Source organism: Pseudoalteromonas sp. MMG005 (genome assembly GCF_018101015.1).
Lineage (GTDB): Bacteria > Pseudomonadota > Gammaproteobacteria > Enterobacterales > Alteromonadaceae > Pseudoalteromonas > Pseudoalteromonas aurantia.
Genome location: NZ_JAGJEK010000028.1, coordinates 13,712 through 32,805, shown reverse-complemented (window position 1 = coordinate 32,805; position 19,094 = coordinate 13,712). Strand labels below are relative to the sequence as shown.

Sequence of the window (19,094 nt, the reverse complement as noted above, 5' to 3'; positions counted from 1 at the left end):
GCCTTTGATTTGAACTTTAAGAAGGTTGTGACTGCCCTTCCCATACGCGAGACTTAATGCTGACTAATGCAATGATGATCCCTACACCAATACAGAAGAGACTGATTTGTAAGTAAAGGTTTGGCATCTCTTGCACATTATTTGGATCAAAGTGCCCGGCAAGTAACCCAGAAATAATATTACCAATGGAGTAGGTGAGTACGAATACCCCCATCATTTGGCCTGCAAATCGCTTGGGTGAGAGTTTACTGATTGCGCTAAGTGCGACTGGACTTAAGCATAACTCACCAACAGTATGAAGAAAATACGTCGTGATTAACCAATATGGTGCCACTTTTAGGCCTTGAGCAGCATATTGTGACGCCATAAACATAACTAAAAACCCACTTGCCATGATCACAAGACCAATTGCACATTTCAAGTTATACGAAGGGGAAATCATGCGTTTTGAGAGATTTATCCATAGAGCTGCAAAGAACGGAGATAGAATAATAATAAATAACGCATTTGCAGATTGAAACCAGGCAGTGGGGATTGAAAATGTACCAATCATACGATCCGTATAATCACGCGCAAATAGGTTTAGCGATGACCCAGCTTGTTCAAAACCAGACCAGAAGCAAGCGGAAGCAATGCAAACTAAAAGGAGAGCCCACATCTTCTTTTGTTCATCTTCATTCAAATCACCTTTGTAGTAAATAAGACCGAAGTAAATAAAAAAGACTAAGGTAAATACGACGGCAACATATTGCGCTACGATCACCGGATTTATGACAATGACACCAGAGTATGTGAAAGTCGTCACTATGGCTATACCGATCAGCACAAGCGTTATTACTGACCAAGCTTGCTTAGCTTGCTTTGGTTCGAGCGGGCTGGTGGGTTTTTCCCCCACACTTGCGATATTGCTGAGCGTTCGTTGATATTGAATTAAACCAATTGCCATACCGACCGCAGCTGCACCAAATGCATAATGCCACCCGACATGCTCCATAAAATAACCACACACGTAGTAGCCAATGACAGACCCTAAATTAATACCCATGTAATATATGGCATAGCCACTGTCTCTGCGCTCATCATCACTATGATACAACTGACCAACCATGGCACTGATATTCGGTTTCAATAAGCCGGTACCCAGTGCGACAAAAATGAGGCCTATAAAAAAGGAATGTGTGGAGGGGACCGCTAAAATTATGTGGCCGATCATGATAATGAGGCCACCATACCATACTGTTTTTTGACCGCCGAGTAAGCGGTCTGCTATCCAACCTCCGGGCAAGCCTAAAAAATAGACGGCGCCAGTGTATAGGCCATAGATGGCAGCGGCAGAAGCAACGGTGAAACCGAGGCCTTGTTCTTGAAGGCTGGCGGTCATAAATAAGACTAAGAGCGCACGCATGCCATAGTAGCTCATGCGCTCCCACATCTCAGTAAAAAAGAGTGTAGAGAGGCCTTTTGGGTGACCGAAAAACCCCGTATCCTGTGATGACATAGGCTGAGTTCCATTATAATAATTGTAATTGTCTGGAACTATTAGTACGTTAAACACACAGTTAATGCAACTAAAGGCGTTATTTCTATTTAGAAGGTGATGTATTAACTAATTGATATAAATCATTAATATTATTAATCTCGATGTGAGAAAGGCCGAGGTATTTGTACTTAAACTGTTGGTTATTCAACCAGAGGCTATTACAGCCAGCCAAGTTGGCACCTTGTACATCACTGTCTAAGCTATCACCAATATGTAAAATCTCCGATTTTTTCACATTTAAAACGACGGCGGCTTTGTCAAATAGTTCACTATGGGGTTTTGCCGCGCCGTCAGGACCGGCTTTTAAGACGAGTTCAAATTCATTACGCAAATTAAATTTGTTAATTTCAACATTACCATTGGTGATTGCTATTAGGCGAAACTTCGTGCGTAATGCACCCAGTAAGTCGAGCACAGATTGCTGAACGGTGATGTTACTTCTGGCATCACTAAATGCTTGATAGGCACATGATGCATAATGGTGAGCTTGCTCCTCGGTCAATGGTAGTTTAGACATGCCATATTGCAATGCAACCTTACGCCACCGTGTTACATCATTGGCAAGGGAGGGAGTTTGTTTAACGGTTTGATTGCGACAGTGTGACCAGTAATTAGGGCCTTGTTGAGACCATTGTGTTATTTGATTTAAATAGTCTAGCTGTGCTTGGACTGCTGCTTTGATGACCGGGTGGTTATTGTATAGCGTATCGTCTAGATCAAAGCTGAGAACACTGATGCTATCTATGGCTTTATTAAATCGCATTGTTACTTATTTCGAATGAGGAGATGGTGTTATTATACTAAAAGTCTGTCATTTCGGATCGTTATTTTGTTTTTTCGATCTAGGGTGGGCTTTATCATAAACCTTAGCGAGATGCTGAAAATCAACATGGGTATATACTTGGGTGGCAGATAAGCTGGTATGGCCGAGCATTTCTTGCACAGCACGTAAATCACCACTAGATTCAAGTAGATGACTGGCAAATGAATGACGTAACTTATGGGGATGAACGGGTGTGCTGATCCCTTGTTTAATGCCCCATTCTTTCATTCTTTCTCTCACATGGCGAATAGATATACGCTGTTTACGCTTGCTGACAAATACGGCGAGTTCCTCTTCATGCGCCATAATAGAACGCACAGTCAACCACGCTGTTAATGCATCGAGTGCTTTTGTGCCAACAGGGATCACACGTTCCTTATTGCCTTTACCTAAGACACGAATCTCACCTTCACGAATGTCGCCTATGTTGACATTGACCAATTCGCTGATACGTAAACCACTTGAATACATTAATTCCATCATTGCTTTATCTCGCAATGCTAATGCATCTTCGGCAACTATGTTCAGTAATTGACCCATTTGGTCAACATCAAGGTTTTTTGGTAATGGGCGCTGAAACTTGGGGCCTTTGATCCCTTCACCTGGGTTGGCGATTGTTGCTTCTTGTATATGTTTTACTTTTAAAAACTTATACAGACTTCGAATACAGCTTAATTTAAGGTTTATTGTGCGAGGGTTGTATTGTTTAGCGCGTAAATGCATGCTGTAGCGGCGGATTTGTTCGGGTAATACATGTAGCCAGCCGTTGCTGCTGCTTTGAAAGTACTGGGCAGCTTGGCGGAGCTGGGTGCTATATTGGGTTAATGTATGTGGAGAATATTGCCGTTCATGCTTTAGATATGCCATAAAATCGTTGACGGGTGAAAGCCAAGCTTGGCTAAGCACGGTATTGGTTGCCGGCATGTGACTAGGCCAAGTCACTCAAGCGCAGTTCAAGAGAGGCAATAAACTCCTTGATGAATAAGTTATCGTTGTCTGAATTGAAGTGTGTTACATCATCACTGGCGAAGGCTAAAATAGCCTCAGGGTGTTGAACACTACCAATTAAATACAACGCAACAGAGCGAGCTTGTAGTTGATTGTCTTTAAGCCAAATTAAGTTGTGTTCCTGTTGTGATAATCGACCAAGGTAACAATTTTGCCGCGTTAATCGAGTCTCGACAATGGTATGTAATGGGTCTGTGTAGGGCAGCAATTCACACGCTATGACTTTGGGGTTCTGACATAAAGTATCAGCGAGCTGCGTCGCGAGGTCGGAAAAGCTATGGCATCGCCATAATTGTCGCTGACATTCACTAAATAGACGAAATACGCGTTCATTTTCAAGGGCGAGTCGAGCTGTTGTCGCAAGTTGGGTTTTTAGCTGAGTATTTTGCTCCCGTAACTTACGCTGCTGCTGTAATGCGAGATTTGGTAGCCCTTGGCTTTGAGAATACAACTCCAGCTCGAGCAATACATATTGATGATTGGTAAAAAAGTCAGGGTGACGTATCAAATAGTCACAAATTTTTTGTTCATCAATCGTGAATTGCTGCTTGCTCATATTATTGTCTCATAAGTGAATTATAACGCGGTTTGTCCATCAAATACGTGCTCGGCAGGTCCTGTCATTTTCACTGCGTGACCTTCTCCTTGCCAACGTATTTGTAAGCTACCACCGGGTAAGTCTACTCGTACGGAGTTGGCAAGCTTTTTTTGTGCAATGCCGACGACCACTGCTGCGCATGCACCACTGCCACAGGCTAAGGTTTCTTGTGCGCCACGCTCCCACACTCTTAATTTAATATGCTCATCGTTGAGAATTTGCATAAAACCAACATTGGCTCGTTCAGGAAAGCGTTCATGATGCTCCAATAAAGGTCCTAAAATGGATACGTCAGCAGTGTCAATATCATCCACTTCCAGTACACAGTGAGGGTTACCCATTGATACAACACCACAAAATACAGTACGATCATCGGCGCGCATAATATAGGTTAGTTCTGGTTTTGTTGCTTTGAAAGGAATGCTACTTGGCGCAAAGTGCGGATTTCCCATATTGACCGTGACTTGGCCATCTTTCTCCATATATAAAGTGATATTACCGGATTTGGTAGAGACCGAGATTTTATGTTTATTAGTAAGACCTTTCATTCTAACAAAGCGCGCAAAGCAACGAGCGCCATTGCCACATTGCTCAACCTCAGAGCCATCTGAGTTGAAAATTCGATAGTGAAAGTCTAATTCTGGAGAGTAAGGCGCTTCAACCATGAGTAATTGGTCAAACCCGATCCCAAAGTGTCGGTTGGCGAGCTTTTTTATTTGATCACGAGACAAGAACACGTTTTGGGTGACATTATCGATCACCACAAAATCATTGCCTAAACCGTGCATTTTTGAAAAATTTACAAACATAATGTCTTAAAACTACTCCTGCTAAGGCACCTTGCCATGATTTTTTGTTATTACGATATATGAATTATGGTAGTAATTGCTCACCTTGCCACAATGATTGTAGTGTCTCTCTTTGCCTGATCACATAACATTTTTCGCCATCTACCATTAGTTCAGCAGCGCGGGGGCGCGAATTATAGTTAGAGCTCATTGTAAAACCGTATGCACCTGCACTTCGCTGGGCCAGTAAGTCACCGGCTTGAATGGCAAGTGGACGGTCTTTACCTAAGAAGTCACCTGTTTCACATACAGGGCCAACTACATCGTAATTATGTGTTGGTGTATCGTCGTTACGTGGTGAAACAGCAATAATATTTTGCCATGCTTGGTAAAGAGAAGGTCTCAGCATATCGTTCATGCCAGCATCAACAATGGCAAAATGCTTTTCTTGGCTTGGCTTTAAGTACTCTACTTGAGTGACTAGAATTCCGGCATTGGCGGCAATGGCACGCCCTGGTTCAAACACCAATTCTAGGTGCGGGTAGTTCGTCAGCTTTGCTTTTACTTCAGCCGCATACGCACTGGGATGCGGTGGTTTCTCACTGTCGTAGGGCACACCTAGTCCGCCACCAATATCTAGGTGATGTAAGTTAATCCCTGCGGATTTAAGGTGTTCAATCAACGCAAGAACTTTATCTAATGCAGCAAGAAATGGTTCCACTTCGGTCAACTGTGAACCAATATGAAAGTCGACACCGACCACATCTAGTGCAGGCAGTGCGTAGGCAAGTTGATAGACATCAAAGGCTTGTTTAATATCAATACCAAATTTATTTTCTTTTAAACCCGTTGATATATAAGGGTGCGTTTTAGCGTCGATATCTGGGTTAACTCGAATAGATACACGGGCCGTTTTATTTAATCCGTGTGCGACATGACTGATCCGTTTGAGCTCGGCAATAGACTCAACATTGAAGCACTTGATATTGTGTGCCAATGCAAACTCAATTTCAGCGGAGGTTTTAGCGACCCCAGAAAAAACCACTTTACTGGTATCGCCTCCGGCTTCTATGACTCTTGCCAATTCACCTTTCGATACAATATCAAAACCAGCGCCAAGTTTTGCCAGCACATTGAGGACGGCAATGTTCGAGTTCGCTTTTACCGCATAACAAACAAGGTGTGGATGCCCGTCAGCAGCATTGGTAAATGCATGGTAATGACGCTCAAAAGTTTTTCTAGAATAGATATAACAGGGTGTACCGTATTGCTGAGCAATATCCGTCACCGCGACTTCTTCAGCAAAAAGCTGTTGATCTTTATAATGGAAAAAGTCCATGTTAGCGCTCCTTTTCTATCATTGGTTCAACATCTGCGCTATGGCTGCGCTGCGTTGGTTTAACGTCGCTTTTTGGGGTGTTGAGATCAGGCTTTGAACCGTGCTCAGGGAGATATAACACGCCACTTTGTCCGCATCCAGTTAGGGTCAAAACGCTTAATATGACTAAAATAAACATGCTTGATTGAGAGAGTATCGCTTTCATTAGATTAATGATGTCAGTGCCTTTATAATCGCAGAGTAACAGAATTCGTAAAAAAAGCAGCTATTGCGACTAGGTATTTTAGCTGCATCGTAAATAAATTGTGCTGAAAAAGGAAAGTGCTATGACAGATCACGAGTACCATGAGCTAGCAGAAGCTTTAATGTTTACCATTGAAGATCAAATTGATGATTGTGACGCGGACTTGGATTATGAGTCAGCGTCGGGCATTTTAGAGATCTTATTTGCCGATAAGAGTAAAATTATCATTAATAAACAAGCGCCATTACATCAGGTGTGGGTAGCAACTAAGTTTAATGGCCATCACTTCGAGCTACATGATGACAAGTGGATTGATAACCGCTCTGGTGCTGAGTTTTGGCAATTTATGTGCGATGCTGCAACGCGTCAAGCGGGTACGGAAATTAAATGGAAGCACAGTTAATGTTGCCTTTTGTAGAATATGCAGCGCGTGGCGAGCATAAAGCCAGTATTATTTGGTTACATGGTTTGGGTGATTCGGGTGAAGGTTTTTTACCTATTGCACCGGAATTAAAGTTACCAGATGAGTTAGGTGTTAGGTTTGTTTTTCCACATGCACCAGAACAACCGGTCACCATTAATGGTGGTATGGTAATGCGCTCTTGGTATGATATTAAATCTATGGATGCAGAAAGCCGTGCTGATGAGCATGGTGTTAGGGAATCGGCTGATAAAGTGCAGCAACTTATTGATGCTGAAATTGCAAAAGGGATTAGCCCTGACAGAATTATTTTAGCGGGCTTTTCACAAGGTGGGGTGATCTCTTTACATCTTGCGCCGCGATTATCAGTTAAACTTGCTGGTGTAATGGCGTTATCGACTTATATGTGCGCGCCTGCTAAGTTAGCCAATGAAGCTGTACAAACCGAACTAAATATTTTCATGGCACATGGTAATCAAGATCAAGTTGTACCTATGTCGTTAGGGCGATTGGCTTACGATACACTGCGTGGGCAAGGATACGACATAAGCTGGCAAGATTACTCGATGGCCCATCAAGTATGCCATGAAGAGTTAACCGCGATCCGTAATTGGTTAATCGCCACATTATCTTAATTGAGGAAGAGCAGCAATGACACAACGGATAGTCATCAAAACGGCCGTTACTAAAACGACACCTACCGTTCAAGTGGTAAGTTATCAATGGCACTGGCGACGTATTTTTGCGGTATCGAGTGTTGTGTTGTTGTCTGCGGCGGGCGTTACTTACGGTTTAACCAATGTCGTAAACGCTGATGAAATGCATCTACAGGCGCCTGATAACATCCCTAGTGCGGGAACAGTTGTAGCACATTTGGCAGATGAGAATGTGTCAGGTGATGACGCGCTTGCAAGTACGACAGTGGCCGTGGTAGGCAAAGACAGTGAGATCACAGCTGTGTCAGTGGCACGAGCTCCTGCAATTTTAGTCGTTAGTGAAGTGGGGCCTGAATTACCGCCAGAGAAAGCAGGCACTGTGGCGAGTGAAACCGTAGAGGGAGCAGATGAAGAGGATGCTGAGCAGGAGATAGCCGCAATGGTGACTGAAACTGTATTTTCAGAATCAGCGCATATTGCTAATGTGGCGCTTGGGGCTAAAATAGATACAAACGTCGTGAGTCGTGCTGTATTGACTACGGGCATTGAAAAGCGCGAGCCGATTGACGTTTTGAATGACAACTTAAAGCGTACTCAGTTTTCAGAAAAACTTTACTTCTTTACTGAGATTAAAAATTTGCAAGACAAAATAGTGCATCACTTATGGTTTCATCAAGACCAGTTGATGGCAGAAATTCCCTTGCCCGTGAATGCGGTGAGGTATCGTACTTACTCAAGTAAAAATATTATGCCAAGCCAAACTGGGCAATGGCGTGTTGAGGTTGTTACCCAGCAAGGGCAACTATTAGCACAAAAATCTTTTCGTATTATTCCAGATGCTCAATAAGGGCAGAGTTAAGGCAAATCATGACTGAACAAACAAATATCCTGCGTATTGCAACCAGAAAAAGTGCTTTGGCTATGTGGCAAGCTGAGTTTGTAAAAGCAAGGTTAGAGCATTTTCATCCGAGCTTAACGGTTGAACTAGTACCTATGTCTACGCAAGGCGATATTATTTTAGATACACCCTTGGCAAAAATCGGTGGCAAAGGCTTATTTGTGAAAGAGCTAGAGCAAGCCATGATGGATGGTCGCGCAGATATAGCCGTGCATTCTATGAAAGATGTCCCTGTAGACTTTCCTGAGGGCTTAGCACTTCATACAATCTGTGAACGTGAAGACCCACGAGATGCATTTGTGTCTAATGCATACAAAACATTAGATGAGCTCCCTCAGGGTGCTGTTGTTGGTACCTCTAGCTTACGCCGCCAGTGTCAAATTCGCGCATTACGTCCAGATTTACAAATCAAGGATCTTCGAGGTAATGTGAATACGCGTTTAGCTAAGCTTGATAATGGTCAGTACGATGCCATTATTTTAGCCGCGGCGGGATTGTTACGATTGGCCATGCCAGAGCGTATTGCGGCCTATATTGAACCAGAAATGTCTTTACCAGCGAATGGGCAAGGTGCTGTTGGAATTGAGTGCCGCATCGATGATGTGCGTGTACAAGCGTTACTCGCACCGTTAGAGCACACAACAACTCGTATTCGCGTCAATGCAGAGCGTGCCATGAACCGTCGCCTAGAAGGGGGATGTCAGGTTCCTATTGGCGCATATGCTGAGGTTGATGGCGATACCGTGCATTTGCGCGGGTTGGTGGGCGCGGTGGATGGCAGTGAAATTTTGCATGCCCAATTGAGTGGGCCAGTAGAGCAGGCAAAACAAATCGGTATTGCGTTAGCTGAACAATTATTAGCGCAAGGCGCTGATAAGGTTTTGGCTGAGGTATATAGAGACGCTTAGTATGGCTATCGCAATTACTCGACCTGAAGGAAAAGGCGAGCAGCTAGCCGAGCTGCTGATAGCTCAACAAATTGATATTGTAAAAACACCCGTCCTTAAGCTGGAAATGTTGCCGGTCGATAACACTCAGTTGTCGCCGATAGATGATGCGGATGTGATCATCTTTATCTCGCAAGATGCTGTGAAAGGATTAGCTGCACACTTACCTCAATTACCGTCAACCGCAACCTTGGTTGCTGTTGGCGAGCAAACCGCAAAAGCCATCGATACAGTCTATGCACGTCAGGCCCAAACGCCCGTTCAGCAAGATTCTGAAGGGATGTTAGCGCTTCTTCCATTGCAATCCATCGCTGATAAACAGGTTGTAATAGTGAAAGGCGAGGGGGGGCGCACATTGTTGGCAAAAACCCTAAAAGCGCATGGTGCAGTATTAAATCAATGCCTTGTTTATAGGCGAACCCCAGTTTTGGCACAATCAGATATCTGGTTAGACCACTGGCGAGAAGCTAAGATTGACGGTATAGTCATAACCAGTAACGCGGCAATTGATGCTATATTTAATACCACCAATAAAGTGTTTTTGGCTTGGCTGAATCAATGTCATTTTTATTTGGTGAGTCAGCGTAGTGCCGATCATTTGATGCTACAACATCAGGTAGCATCTTCCCATATTACAGTGGCTTCAGGGCCCAGTGATGAGGCCATTTTTAAATCTATTATGCCTGAACAAACACAGCAAGGTAGCCAAATGAGTGAACAACAGAATCAGCAAAACGAAACACGCGTGGTAGAAGATAAACCTGTAAAACAGAAAATCAGTAAAGTGGGCGTATTGGCTTTATTGGTTGCTTTAGTTGGTGGTACCGCAACTGCCGGCTTAATTATTCATGGCCAGCAGATCAGCGATAAAACCTACCTTGCGCTTGCGCAACTACAACAGCAAAATAGCCAACTTAGTGAACAATTAAACACCACTCGTGAGCAACTAGTTCAATTGCAAAATCAGCAAAAACAAGTTGATATGCAAATTGAGTCTCGCTTAGCAGCACAGACTCAGCAATTTGATACGCAGTTGCAGACGGCGTTGAGCTCAGCCCAACAACAAGTCAGTGGTGCACTCAGCAGTGAGGTGCTGTACTTACAAAGGATGGCACAATTTAAGGCCTCAGCGGAACAAGATTTTCAGGGCAGCATCGCGGTACTACAAAGATTGCGTGATGTATTGCAGCATGAGCCAAATAGCACGGGCGTATTGAGCGCAATTGCCCAAGATATAGCATTGTTGAATGCACAAGCTAAGCCGCAATTGGAATCTAGATATTTACAGTTACATGGTTTACTCGCACAGGTACCTGAACTTGAGCTGCAAACTTTGCGTTTACCAGAGCAAACAGCAGCGTCTACGGCACAACTATCTAGTGATGTCAGTGACTGGCAAGCCAATTTATTACGCACATGGGAAAATTTGGTAGACGACTTTATCAAGATTCGCCATCGTGAAGTCGCTGTTATTGACCCACTACTTGATAAACAAGAGCAGCAACTATTGAAAGCGCAGCTACGAAGTCACTTGTCTCAAGCTCAGAGTGCTTTGATGGACAAGCAAGCCAGTGTCTTTTTTAGCGCTTTATCGAGTGCCCAACAAACGTTAACAAGCTATTTTAAAATGGATTCTGCAGCGGTACAAGCAATGCATGACGAATTAGTCCTGATGCAGGGTCAGTCATTGGCGTTTAACCAAACTGTTCAGTTACGCTCAGCTAAAGCGGTACAGGGGTGGTTAAAATGATCCGAGTGATATTAATAATTATCGCCATTGTGATTGCCATGGCAGCAGGGCATTTATTAATTGACGAAAAGGGGTATGTGCTTATAGCGTATAACGATGTGACCATTGAAGCCACGATAGTTGCAATGGCCATTATGTTTTTCATGCTAACGATTGGCATATGGCTCGTCGTAAAGGCGATTAAATTTTTCTGGCGACTTTATCGTAAATCAACGGGGCACTTTGGTCATAAGCGTGCAATGAAAGCCTCTCAGGCTTGGCAACAGGCGCTATGGGCGACTCTTAATGATGATAATGAGCAAGTACAAGTGGCGTTTAAGAAGCATGATGCGCCCAGTCAGTGGCAAGATTATCAATATGCGTTGCTGGCGAAATCTGCCTTACAGCAAGGTGAGCAGGCAACTGCGGTACAGCACCTAAGCGCTATGTCAGAAGAAGCACAAAGCAAAGTGCCTAAGCTCTGGCTACAGGCTGACAAAGGTGAGCAAGCTTTGGTGTTACTTGAAACGCCGATGCAGCAGAAAAAACCACAATCAACCGAGATAACGACCTACCTTGAGGGCCTATTGGTAGAGCAAAAACATGTTGAATTGATAAAGACATTGAACGACAAACATAAGCAAGTGACTTGGTCAGCGGATTATTGGCAGCGCTTCTTTACGCGTTTTTTTATGCAAAATCAATCTGATGGGCAAGCGTATTATGAACAGCTACCCAAAGCACTGAAAGTGTATGCGCAGCAGCCTTATTTACAATCAATGGCGGCGAGTGGGCAAATTAAACAAGTACAGCCAGTATTGCTGAAATGGTTAAAAAAAGGGTTATATCACGATGTATCGACGGTGATAAGTGCCGCGAATGAAGGTGATTTACAATTAACTCATGCGATACAGGCCCAGCTGAAAAAACAGCCTGATAATGCGGATTTGTTAGCGTGTTTGGCATGCATGGCCCATGTTGATGGGGACTTTGAACTCGCAGCTAAAGTTTTTGATAACATAAATAAAAGTAATTGGCATACTGGTTGGACGAGTATCGCATTACGCAGCTACGAGCAGACCCAACAGTATCAAAAGGCCTATGAATTGGCGATTCACAAATAAATACTTAGAAAAAGCCAGCGAATACGCTGGTTTTTTTATACTTGCATAACTAGGTAGCCGTGCTAAAAATGGACATGTGTCCTTGATCTTTATATTAAGGCAAGTATGATCCGCAAAATTTTATCTGCAGCCGAGTGAATTATGATCAATAACAACTTACCTTTACTTGATTTACACCGCCATTTAGATGGTAACGTGAGAGCGACTACGATTTTAGAGCTTGGTCAGCAGTTTAATATGCCATTACCGGCGACGGATATTGAGGGCTTGATCCCACATGTTCGAGTACTCGATAACGCTCCTAACCTTATGGCATTTTTAGCTAAATTAGATTGGGGTGTCAAAGTGCTTGGTGATTATGATGCCTGTCGCCGTATTGCCATCGAAAACGTAGAAGATGCGATTGCACAGAATATGGATTATACCGAACTGCGCTTTAGCCCTTACTATATGGCACAAACACATGATTTACACGCTCAAGGCGTTGTAGAGGCGGTGGTTGATGGCATTAAATCGGCAACGCACAATACCGATATTAAAGTGAATCTAATTGGTATTATGTCGCGTACTTTCGGTGTTGATAAATGTCAGTATGAGCTTGATTCATTATTAGCATGCAAAAACGATTTAGTTGCTATCGATCTTGCCGGTGATGAACTGGGTTATCCAGGCGCGCTATTTGTCGATCATTTTAAACAAGTTAGGGATGCTTATTTAGGTGCCACAATACACGCGGGTGAAGCGGAAGGTGCAAAAAGTATCTGGCAAGCCATTAATGAGTTAGGCGCAACACGTATTGGTCATGGTGTTAAAGCCATTGAAGATCCAAAGTTAATGGATTATTTAAGAGACAACCGCATTGGTATTGAGTCATGTTTAACCAGTAATATTCAAACCAGTACGGTGGCTGAACTAACCACACACCCACTTAAGCGCTTTTTGGATCATGGTATTTTAGCCTGTATTAATACCGATGATCCTGCAGTTCAAGGTATTGAACTTGATAATGAGTATGTCGTTGCCGCACCTGAGGCTGGGTTATCGACGCAAGATATGGAACAAGCGCAGCGCAATGCATTAGAAATTGCCTTTTTAAGTGACAGTGATAAAAAAGCGTTGTTAGCTAAAAAAGCGAGTTAATAGTCAGTCAGTTCACTTTGAGCTGCTTAATGCACTGAGCAGCTCAAGTAGTCTTGTTTTAACGCCTCTATGACTTGGCTTCTTGTTACCAAGCCAATAACCTTGCCATTTGATGTCACTGGATAAACCTTTGGTTTATTGCCTTGCATTTGCTGAGCTAAATCGACAATATTCATGTGTTCAGTGACTGACACCACATTATCGGTCATCAATTCTTTAACCATTATTTTGCCTTCGCAAAAATAGCTACTTTGTAATAATGGGGCCAACATTTGCTGCTCTGAAATAAAGCCCACTAAGTGCTGCTGCCCATCTAAAACTGGTGCGCAGAATAATGTGTGTTGGTGCAGTTCATCAATCGCTTCTGTGAGCTCGGAATCTGCATAAATTGCAGGAATATGTGTCGTCATGATTTCTTTTACAGTTTTCATTCTAGTGCTCCTGTGTTGATGAATTCAGTATGCTCTGTTATTTTCAATTAATAAAATAGATTAAATAGATTGTTTCAATTTAAAAAACAGGACTGATAGGAAAGCTCATCACACTCAATATGTGTTTTGGCGCAAGAGGATAGAATATGGGCCAATTACTATGCGGTGTAACCTTGAGTAATACTTAAACTGAAAGGGGGCGATATATGAACCGTGGAATTATAAGCAGTGCCGTATGATATGACACTGCTTAGGGCTATGAATTATTTGATAAAAGCAAAGGCGTCTGCGTACATGTGCTCACGTATGGCACCATGCTTGATAAAGTCATCACGCACAATACCAATCATATCAAAACGACCGGCCATATAAATTGAGTACGTTTCTAAAGAAGAAATATCTGTCATCACGGCTTGGTGCACATAGCCTGTATGGCCTCCCCAACCTTCGTTAGGGTTTTCTACTACCGGAATAAAGTGGAAGTTTTCTTTGGTTGCTGCCCATGCTTCCATTTCTGTTTTAGCATATAGCGCAGACTCTTCTTTTACACCCCAGTAAAAATACACTGGTTGAGTACAGCCAACCTCGCTTAAGTGATCGGCCATTGATTTAACATACGAGAACCCAGTACCACCTGCGAGCAAGACAATGGGTCTTTGGCAATCAATGCGTAATTGCGAGACACCTAAGCCAACTTCAAGTGCAACAGGGCGGTTGTTTAAATGAGCTTGGCGCAAATGTTCAAGCGCTTGTGATGCGTATGCATCAGCAGCTGATGCACCAATGTGCAATTCTAACTCGTTTTGTTGTGATGGTTTGCTTGCGATTGAAAATGCACGCTTGTCTTTTTCACCTAACACAAGTTGTAAATAGTGCCCTGCTTCAAACTTTGCTGCAGTAGCAGGTTTAAGCGTGACTTTGTAAATAATTTCTGTAAGTGGCGTGATAGCTATCACGTCAGCATTGATTGTTTGCATGTGTTACCTTTTCGCACGGTCTTGTTTGGCAATGTACTTTTGAATATTACCAATCACTAAATTTTTGTATAAACTCTAGGCACTTTAGCATAGGTACCTAGGTTATCCTATGGCTTGAGTGGGATATCTAAGCTGTCCCAGATATCATCTATTCTTTGTTTCACTTGTTCATCCATCACGATAGGCTCGCCCCACTCTCGATCCGTTTCTCCTGCCCATTTGTTTGTTGCGTCCATACCCATTTTAGAACCAAGTCCCGAAACAGGGGAAGCAAAATCAAGGTAGTCAATCGGCGTATTTTCTATCATGGTTGTATCTCTTGCCGGATCCATACGCGTCGTGATAGCCCAAATGACGTCATTCCAATCTCTTGCATTGACATCATCGTCGCAAACTATGACAAATTTAGTGTACATAAACTGACGTAAGAAAGACCATACCCCCATCATCACCCTTTTTGCATGACCAGGATATTGCTTCTTCATCGTTACTATCGCCATTCGATAGGAACAGCCTTCAGGAGGGAGGTAAAAATCAACAATTTCTGGAAATTGCTTTTGTAAAATGGGCACGAACACTTCATTGAGTGCGACACCTAAAATGGCAGGTTCATCTGGTGGGCGACCTGTGTATGTACTATGGTAAATTGGGTTTTCTCTGTGGGTCATATGGGTTACTGTCATCACAGGGAAATCATCAACTTCATTATAATAACCTGTGTGATCACCATAGGGCCCTTCAGGAGCCATTTCACCGGGCATGATATGACCTTCAAGAATAATTTCTGCGCTGGCAGGCACTTGTAAATCATTTGAAATGGATTTTACCACTTCGGTTTTTGAGCCTCGCAGCAGCCCAGCAAATGCATATTCACTTAATGTGTCAGGCACAGGGGTCACCGCGCCTAAAATTGTTGCCGGATCTGCTCCTAGCGCAACCGACACGGGATAAGGCTCGCCTGGATTTTCTTTGCACCACTCCTGAAAATCGAGCGCACCACCTCTGTGGGATAACCAGCGCATTATTATTTTATTTTTACCCAGTAACTGTTGTCGGTAAATACCTAGATTTTGGCGCTTTTTGTAAGGTCCACGCGTGACAGTTAGGCCCCAAGTGATCAAAGGAGCTGCATCTCCAGGCCAACAATGTTGAATGGGTAACTTGGTTAGATCCACGTCATCGCCACTGATCACGATTTGTTGACAAGGAGCTTTGCGGACTTCTTTGGCTGGCATATTCAGCACCTGCTTAAACACAGGGATTTGTCCTAGTGCTTCCTTTATGCCTTTTGGTGGTTCTGGCTCTTTAAGGAAAGCCAAAAGTTTACCCACTTCACGTAGTTCGCTGACATCTGTTTGGCCCATACCTAACGCTACGCGTTTAGGGGTGCCAAATAGGTTAGCTAATACCGGAATATCAAAGCCTGTCGGGTTTTCAAACAACAATGCCGGACCACCTGCTCGTAATGTACGATCGGCAATTTCAGTCATTTCTAATTTTGTTGAAATGGGCTGTGTGATGCGAACTAATTCACCTTGTTCTTCAAGGCGATAGATAAAATCTCGTAAGTCTTTATATTTCATTTTGCTATTAGGACACCTATAGTTATGTGCAGTATATCAAGCCGTTTATGAAATGGCAGCTAAAGGCTTTATACGCAGATAATAATATGACGTTTATTAATGACGATAAATAATCGCTTTATTTAGTATTGTGCAATACTTGATGTTTGGCATATTTTCATGGAGGTCAGTTTGCATTATAGTCTTTATCTGAGCCTAATTTGTATACGGTGGTGGCTAGGTTGAAAGTGAATATAATACTCGGTATCGCGTTATTATTTTTTTGTCGTTGTGGTTTAGCTCTCGATTTACCTGAACAGGTATTTCGGAATAATAGTGCAGTTATGTTGATCATTAATCCGGATACGGGTGGCATAGTTGCGGCAAATGACGCAGCAGTCCATTTTTATGGTTATACCGAAAGCGATTTATTGTTAATGCGTATTCAGGAGATTAATCAACTGACTGCCAAGCAGGTGGCCACGGAGCGCGAAACCGCAGTAGCTGAAGGCAGAAATTACTTTATTTTTCGCCACCAGCTGGCTGATCAATCTATTCGAACAGTCAGTGTGTATTCAGTGCCATTTCGTGACCTGAGTGGTGAAACGCAACTATTTTCTATTATTCATGATATTAGTGAGCAGCGTGCGCTGCAGCAATCACTGTGGCATTATCAAGCGAATTTAGAGCAACAGGTGGTGTTGCAAACACAGGAAATTAAGGTTGCTAATCAAACTCAGACTATGTTGTTGAGTGTGGTGATCGGTATTTTATGTGGGGCAACTGTGATCTTGGGGTTATTCTTAATTCGACTTAGGCGGGCTAAAAAACGCTCAGAATCGCAAGGCGCGAGGTTACGATCTATTTTTAATGCGATTGAAGATTACCTTATTTTTACTAACGAGCAGGGAGAGATACTGTCTGCAAATACACGGGTAAATGATGACTTCGTTCCGACAGAGAATATGATCAATGAATCAATAGGTACAGTATTAACAAATCCCAGTTGTCTGTCTGATCCCGCTTATGTCAATAAAGAGTGTCAATTGCATGTTCAAGGACAGCTTCGTTCATTCAATGTGACTAAAAATGAGGTGCTTGATGGTAAAGAACAACGTCTCGGTTTTATTTATGTGTTGCATGATATAACCGTACGCTTAACAAATGAACGAGAACAACGCTTGGCTAGCACGGTATTCTCAACGACGAGTGAAGGGGTGCTAGTTTCAGATAAACAGAATAAAATACAAATGGTTAATCGGGCTTTTACTCAGATTACGGGTTATAGTCAAAATGAGGTGTTAGGAGAGTCTCCAGCTTTATTTAATTCAGGCCGGCATGGCACTGCATTTTTTAGTCAGTTATATAGTGATTTACATGAACATGGTCACTGGGAAGGTGAAATCTGGAATCGGCGCAAAGCCGGTGACGTGTATCCATGTTGGCTGCAAGTCTCTGCGGTGTTTGATGAGAAGCAGAATATTGAAATGTATGTAGCACTATTTAACGATATTACCTCCCGCAAGAATCACGAACAAATGATGTGGCAGCAGGCCAATTTCGATACATTAACTGGGCTGGCCAACCGGTTACATTTTCATGAGCAATTTGATCACACATTAGAAAGAGCGAAAAAACAATCGAGTCGCTTGGCAATTTGCTTTATTGATTTAGATCGCTTTAAAGCTGTTAATGATACTTTAGGCCACCATATTGGAGATTTGCTCTTAATTGAGGCTGCACAGCGACTCAAAGACTGTACTCGTAGTTCTGATATTGTAGCGAGGCTAGGTGGTGATGAATTTGCTTTATTACTGCCTGATATCGACACCATCAGTGATATTGAGAAAATAGCCAATAAAGTATTACAGCAATTGAGCAGTCCATTTGAGCTGGAAGGGCATGAAACATTTGTTTCCGGTAGTATCGGGGTGACCTTTTTCCCTGATGACGGCTGTGATCGCAAGGCATTACTTCGTAATGCTGATAGTGCTATGTATAAGGCAAAAGAGCATGGAAGAAACTGTTATCAATTTTATACGTCGGCAATGCATGATCATGCTCAAGCAAGACGCCAGTTAGAAGGGGCGTTACATAAGGCACTATCAAATCAAGAGCTAACGGTTGTGTATCAGCCAATTATTAGCCTTGATGGGAAGCAAATTGGTTGCGAAGCGTTATTAAGGTGGCACAATGAGGCGCTTGGAGAGGTGCCCCCTGGGCGGTTTATTCCTATTTGTGAGGAGTTAGGCTTAATCATAACAATCGGCGAATGGGTACTCTATCAAGCATGCTCTCAGGCTAAGGCATGGTGCAATCGTTTTCAGCATCCTCTATTTATCACAGTCAATGTGTCAAGCATTCAGTTCCAACGCGCCGATATGGCAAAAGTGATAGCACGTGTTTTACGCGAGACAGGCTTAGATAGCCGATGTTTAACGGTTGAAATTACAGAAACAGTATTAGCAGATAACGCGCAAAATATTCTACAGCAGCTCCTCACGTTACGTGAAATGGGCGTTGAATTGGCGATTGATGACTTTGGAACAGGATATTCATCATTGAGTTACCTGAAGCGCTTCCCGCTGTCGAAGCTAAAAATTGATAGAGCATTTATTCGTGATTTACCAGATGATCAAGAAGACCGCGCATTAGTAAAAGCAATTATCTCCATGGCAGGTAATTTAAATTTGAAAGTGGTAGCGGAAGGGGTGGAAACTCAATCGCAATTAGAGTTTTTGCAGACCTTACAATGTGACTATAGTCAGGGGTATTTACATAGTAAACCTCTCAGTGCATCTGCATTCCAAGAGTGGTTTGTCACAAGAGTAAAATGATTACTGTGTATTCATTTATAGAGAGTATACGG

At 42.9% G+C, this 19,094-nt stretch carries 18 protein-coding genes; 8 read left to right on the top strand and 10 right to left on the bottom strand.

The window, feature by feature from the left end; genetic code table 11:
• Positions 1 to 16: 16 nt before the first annotated feature.
• The 7 genes from J8M01_RS20305 to J8M01_RS20275 form a co-directional block, all read right to left on the bottom strand.
• A complete protein-coding gene (locus J8M01_RS20305) occupies positions 17 to 1,498 on the bottom strand; it encodes a peptide MFS transporter (protein WP_211048565.1) in 1,482 nt (493 codons plus the stop codon).
• An 85-nt stretch (positions 1,499 to 1,583) separates the two neighbouring features.
• The gene (locus tag J8M01_RS20300) at positions 1,584 to 2,303 is read right to left on the bottom strand and encodes an HAD-IA family hydrolase (RefSeq protein WP_211059134.1); all 720 of its coding nucleotides are present in this window, start codon (positions 2,301 to 2,303) and stop codon (positions 1,584 to 1,586) included.
• 48 nt (positions 2,304 to 2,351) lie between these two features.
• A complete protein-coding gene (xerA, locus tag J8M01_RS20295) occupies positions 2,352 to 3,287 on the bottom strand; it encodes a site-specific tyrosine recombinase/integron integrase (RefSeq protein WP_211059171.1) in 936 nt (311 codons plus the stop codon).
• A gap of 4 nt (positions 3,288 to 3,291) precedes the next feature.
• Entirely contained in the window at positions 3,292 to 3,927 is a 636-nt protein-coding gene (locus J8M01_RS20290) for a DUF484 family protein (RefSeq protein WP_211059133.1), read from the bottom strand.
• A 20-nt stretch (positions 3,928 to 3,947) separates the two neighbouring features.
• On the bottom strand, positions 3,948 to 4,778 hold the full coding sequence (gene dapF, locus J8M01_RS20285; protein WP_192506162.1) for a diaminopimelate epimerase: 831 nt from the start codon (positions 4,776 to 4,778) through the stop codon (positions 3,948 to 3,950).
• 64 nt (positions 4,779 to 4,842) lie between these two features.
• On the bottom strand, positions 4,843 to 6,096 hold the full coding sequence (lysA, locus tag J8M01_RS20280) for a diaminopimelate decarboxylase (protein ID WP_192506161.1): 1,254 nt from the start codon (positions 6,094 to 6,096) through the stop codon (positions 4,843 to 4,845).
• Between the two features lies 1 nt (position 6,097).
• Positions 6,098 to 6,301 carry a lipoprotein gene (locus J8M01_RS20275; protein ID WP_192506160.1) on the bottom strand — a complete coding sequence of 68 codons (204 nt, stop codon included), beginning with the start codon at positions 6,299 to 6,301 and terminating at the stop codon, positions 6,098 to 6,100.
• Between the two features lie 121 nt (positions 6,302 to 6,422).
• Between J8M01_RS20275 and cyaY the strand changes: the two genes are divergently transcribed.
• The 7 genes from cyaY (at position 6,423) to add (ending at position 13,255) form a co-directional block, all read left to right on the top strand.
• Positions 6,423 to 6,743, top strand: a complete 321-nt coding sequence (gene cyaY, locus J8M01_RS20270; protein ID WP_211048578.1) for an iron donor protein CyaY — start codon at positions 6,423 to 6,425, stop codon at positions 6,741 to 6,743.
• Positions 6,743 to 7,396 carry an alpha/beta fold hydrolase gene (locus tag J8M01_RS20265; RefSeq protein WP_192506268.1) on the top strand — a complete coding sequence of 218 codons (654 nt, stop codon included), beginning with the start codon at positions 6,743 to 6,745 and terminating at the stop codon, positions 7,394 to 7,396. The genes cyaY and J8M01_RS20265 overlap by 1 nt, the downstream gene beginning before the upstream one ends.
• A gap of 16 nt (positions 7,397 to 7,412) precedes the next feature.
• Positions 7,413 to 8,264 carry a DUF2914 domain-containing protein gene (locus J8M01_RS20260; protein ID WP_211059132.1) on the top strand — a complete coding sequence of 284 codons (852 nt, stop codon included), beginning with the start codon at positions 7,413 to 7,415 and terminating at the stop codon, positions 8,262 to 8,264.
• A 20-nt stretch (positions 8,265 to 8,284) separates the two neighbouring features.
• Positions 8,285 to 9,223: a hydroxymethylbilane synthase gene (gene hemC, locus J8M01_RS20255; RefSeq protein WP_211059131.1), complete on the top strand. Its 939-nt coding sequence runs from the start codon at positions 8,285 to 8,287 to the stop codon at positions 9,221 to 9,223.
• A gap of 1 nt (position 9,224) precedes the next feature.
• Positions 9,225 to 11,012, top strand: a complete 1,788-nt coding sequence (locus J8M01_RS20250; RefSeq protein WP_211059130.1) for a uroporphyrinogen-III C-methyltransferase — start codon at positions 9,225 to 9,227, stop codon at positions 11,010 to 11,012.
• Entirely contained in the window at positions 11,009 to 12,115 is a 1,107-nt protein-coding gene (locus J8M01_RS20245) for a heme biosynthesis HemY N-terminal domain-containing protein (protein ID WP_211059129.1), read from the top strand. The genes J8M01_RS20250 and J8M01_RS20245 overlap by 4 nt, the downstream gene beginning before the upstream one ends.
• A 141-nt stretch (positions 12,116 to 12,256) precedes the next feature.
• Positions 12,257 to 13,255 carry an adenosine deaminase gene (add, locus tag J8M01_RS20240; protein ID WP_192506154.1) on the top strand — a complete coding sequence of 333 codons (999 nt, stop codon included), beginning with the start codon at positions 12,257 to 12,259 and terminating at the stop codon, positions 13,253 to 13,255.
• 26 nt (positions 13,256 to 13,281) lie between these two features.
• Here add and J8M01_RS20235 read toward each other — a convergent pair whose 3' ends face one another.
• The 3 genes from J8M01_RS20235 to ubiD form a co-directional block, all read right to left on the bottom strand.
• A complete protein-coding gene (locus J8M01_RS20235; protein ID WP_192506153.1) occupies positions 13,282 to 13,686 on the bottom strand; it encodes a CBS domain-containing protein in 405 nt (134 codons plus the stop codon).
• A gap of 263 nt (positions 13,687 to 13,949) precedes the next feature.
• Positions 13,950 to 14,663 carry an NAD(P)H-flavin reductase gene (gene fre / locus J8M01_RS20230; RefSeq protein WP_211059128.1) on the bottom strand — a complete coding sequence of 238 codons (714 nt, stop codon included), beginning with the start codon at positions 14,661 to 14,663 and terminating at the stop codon, positions 13,950 to 13,952.
• A 107-nt stretch (positions 14,664 to 14,770) separates the two neighbouring features.
• Entirely contained in the window at positions 14,771 to 16,246 is a 1,476-nt protein-coding gene (ubiD, locus tag J8M01_RS20225; protein ID WP_192506151.1) for a 4-hydroxy-3-polyprenylbenzoate decarboxylase, read from the bottom strand.
• A 227-nt stretch (positions 16,247 to 16,473) separates the two neighbouring features.
• On the opposite strand from ubiD, the gene J8M01_RS20220 reads away from it, so the two are divergent.
• Positions 16,474 to 19,062, top strand: coding sequence for an EAL domain-containing protein (locus J8M01_RS20220; protein WP_211059127.1), 2,589 nt, complete (start codon positions 16,474 to 16,476; stop codon positions 19,060 to 19,062).
• The last annotated feature ends 32 nt before the right edge of the window (positions 19,063 to 19,094 follow it).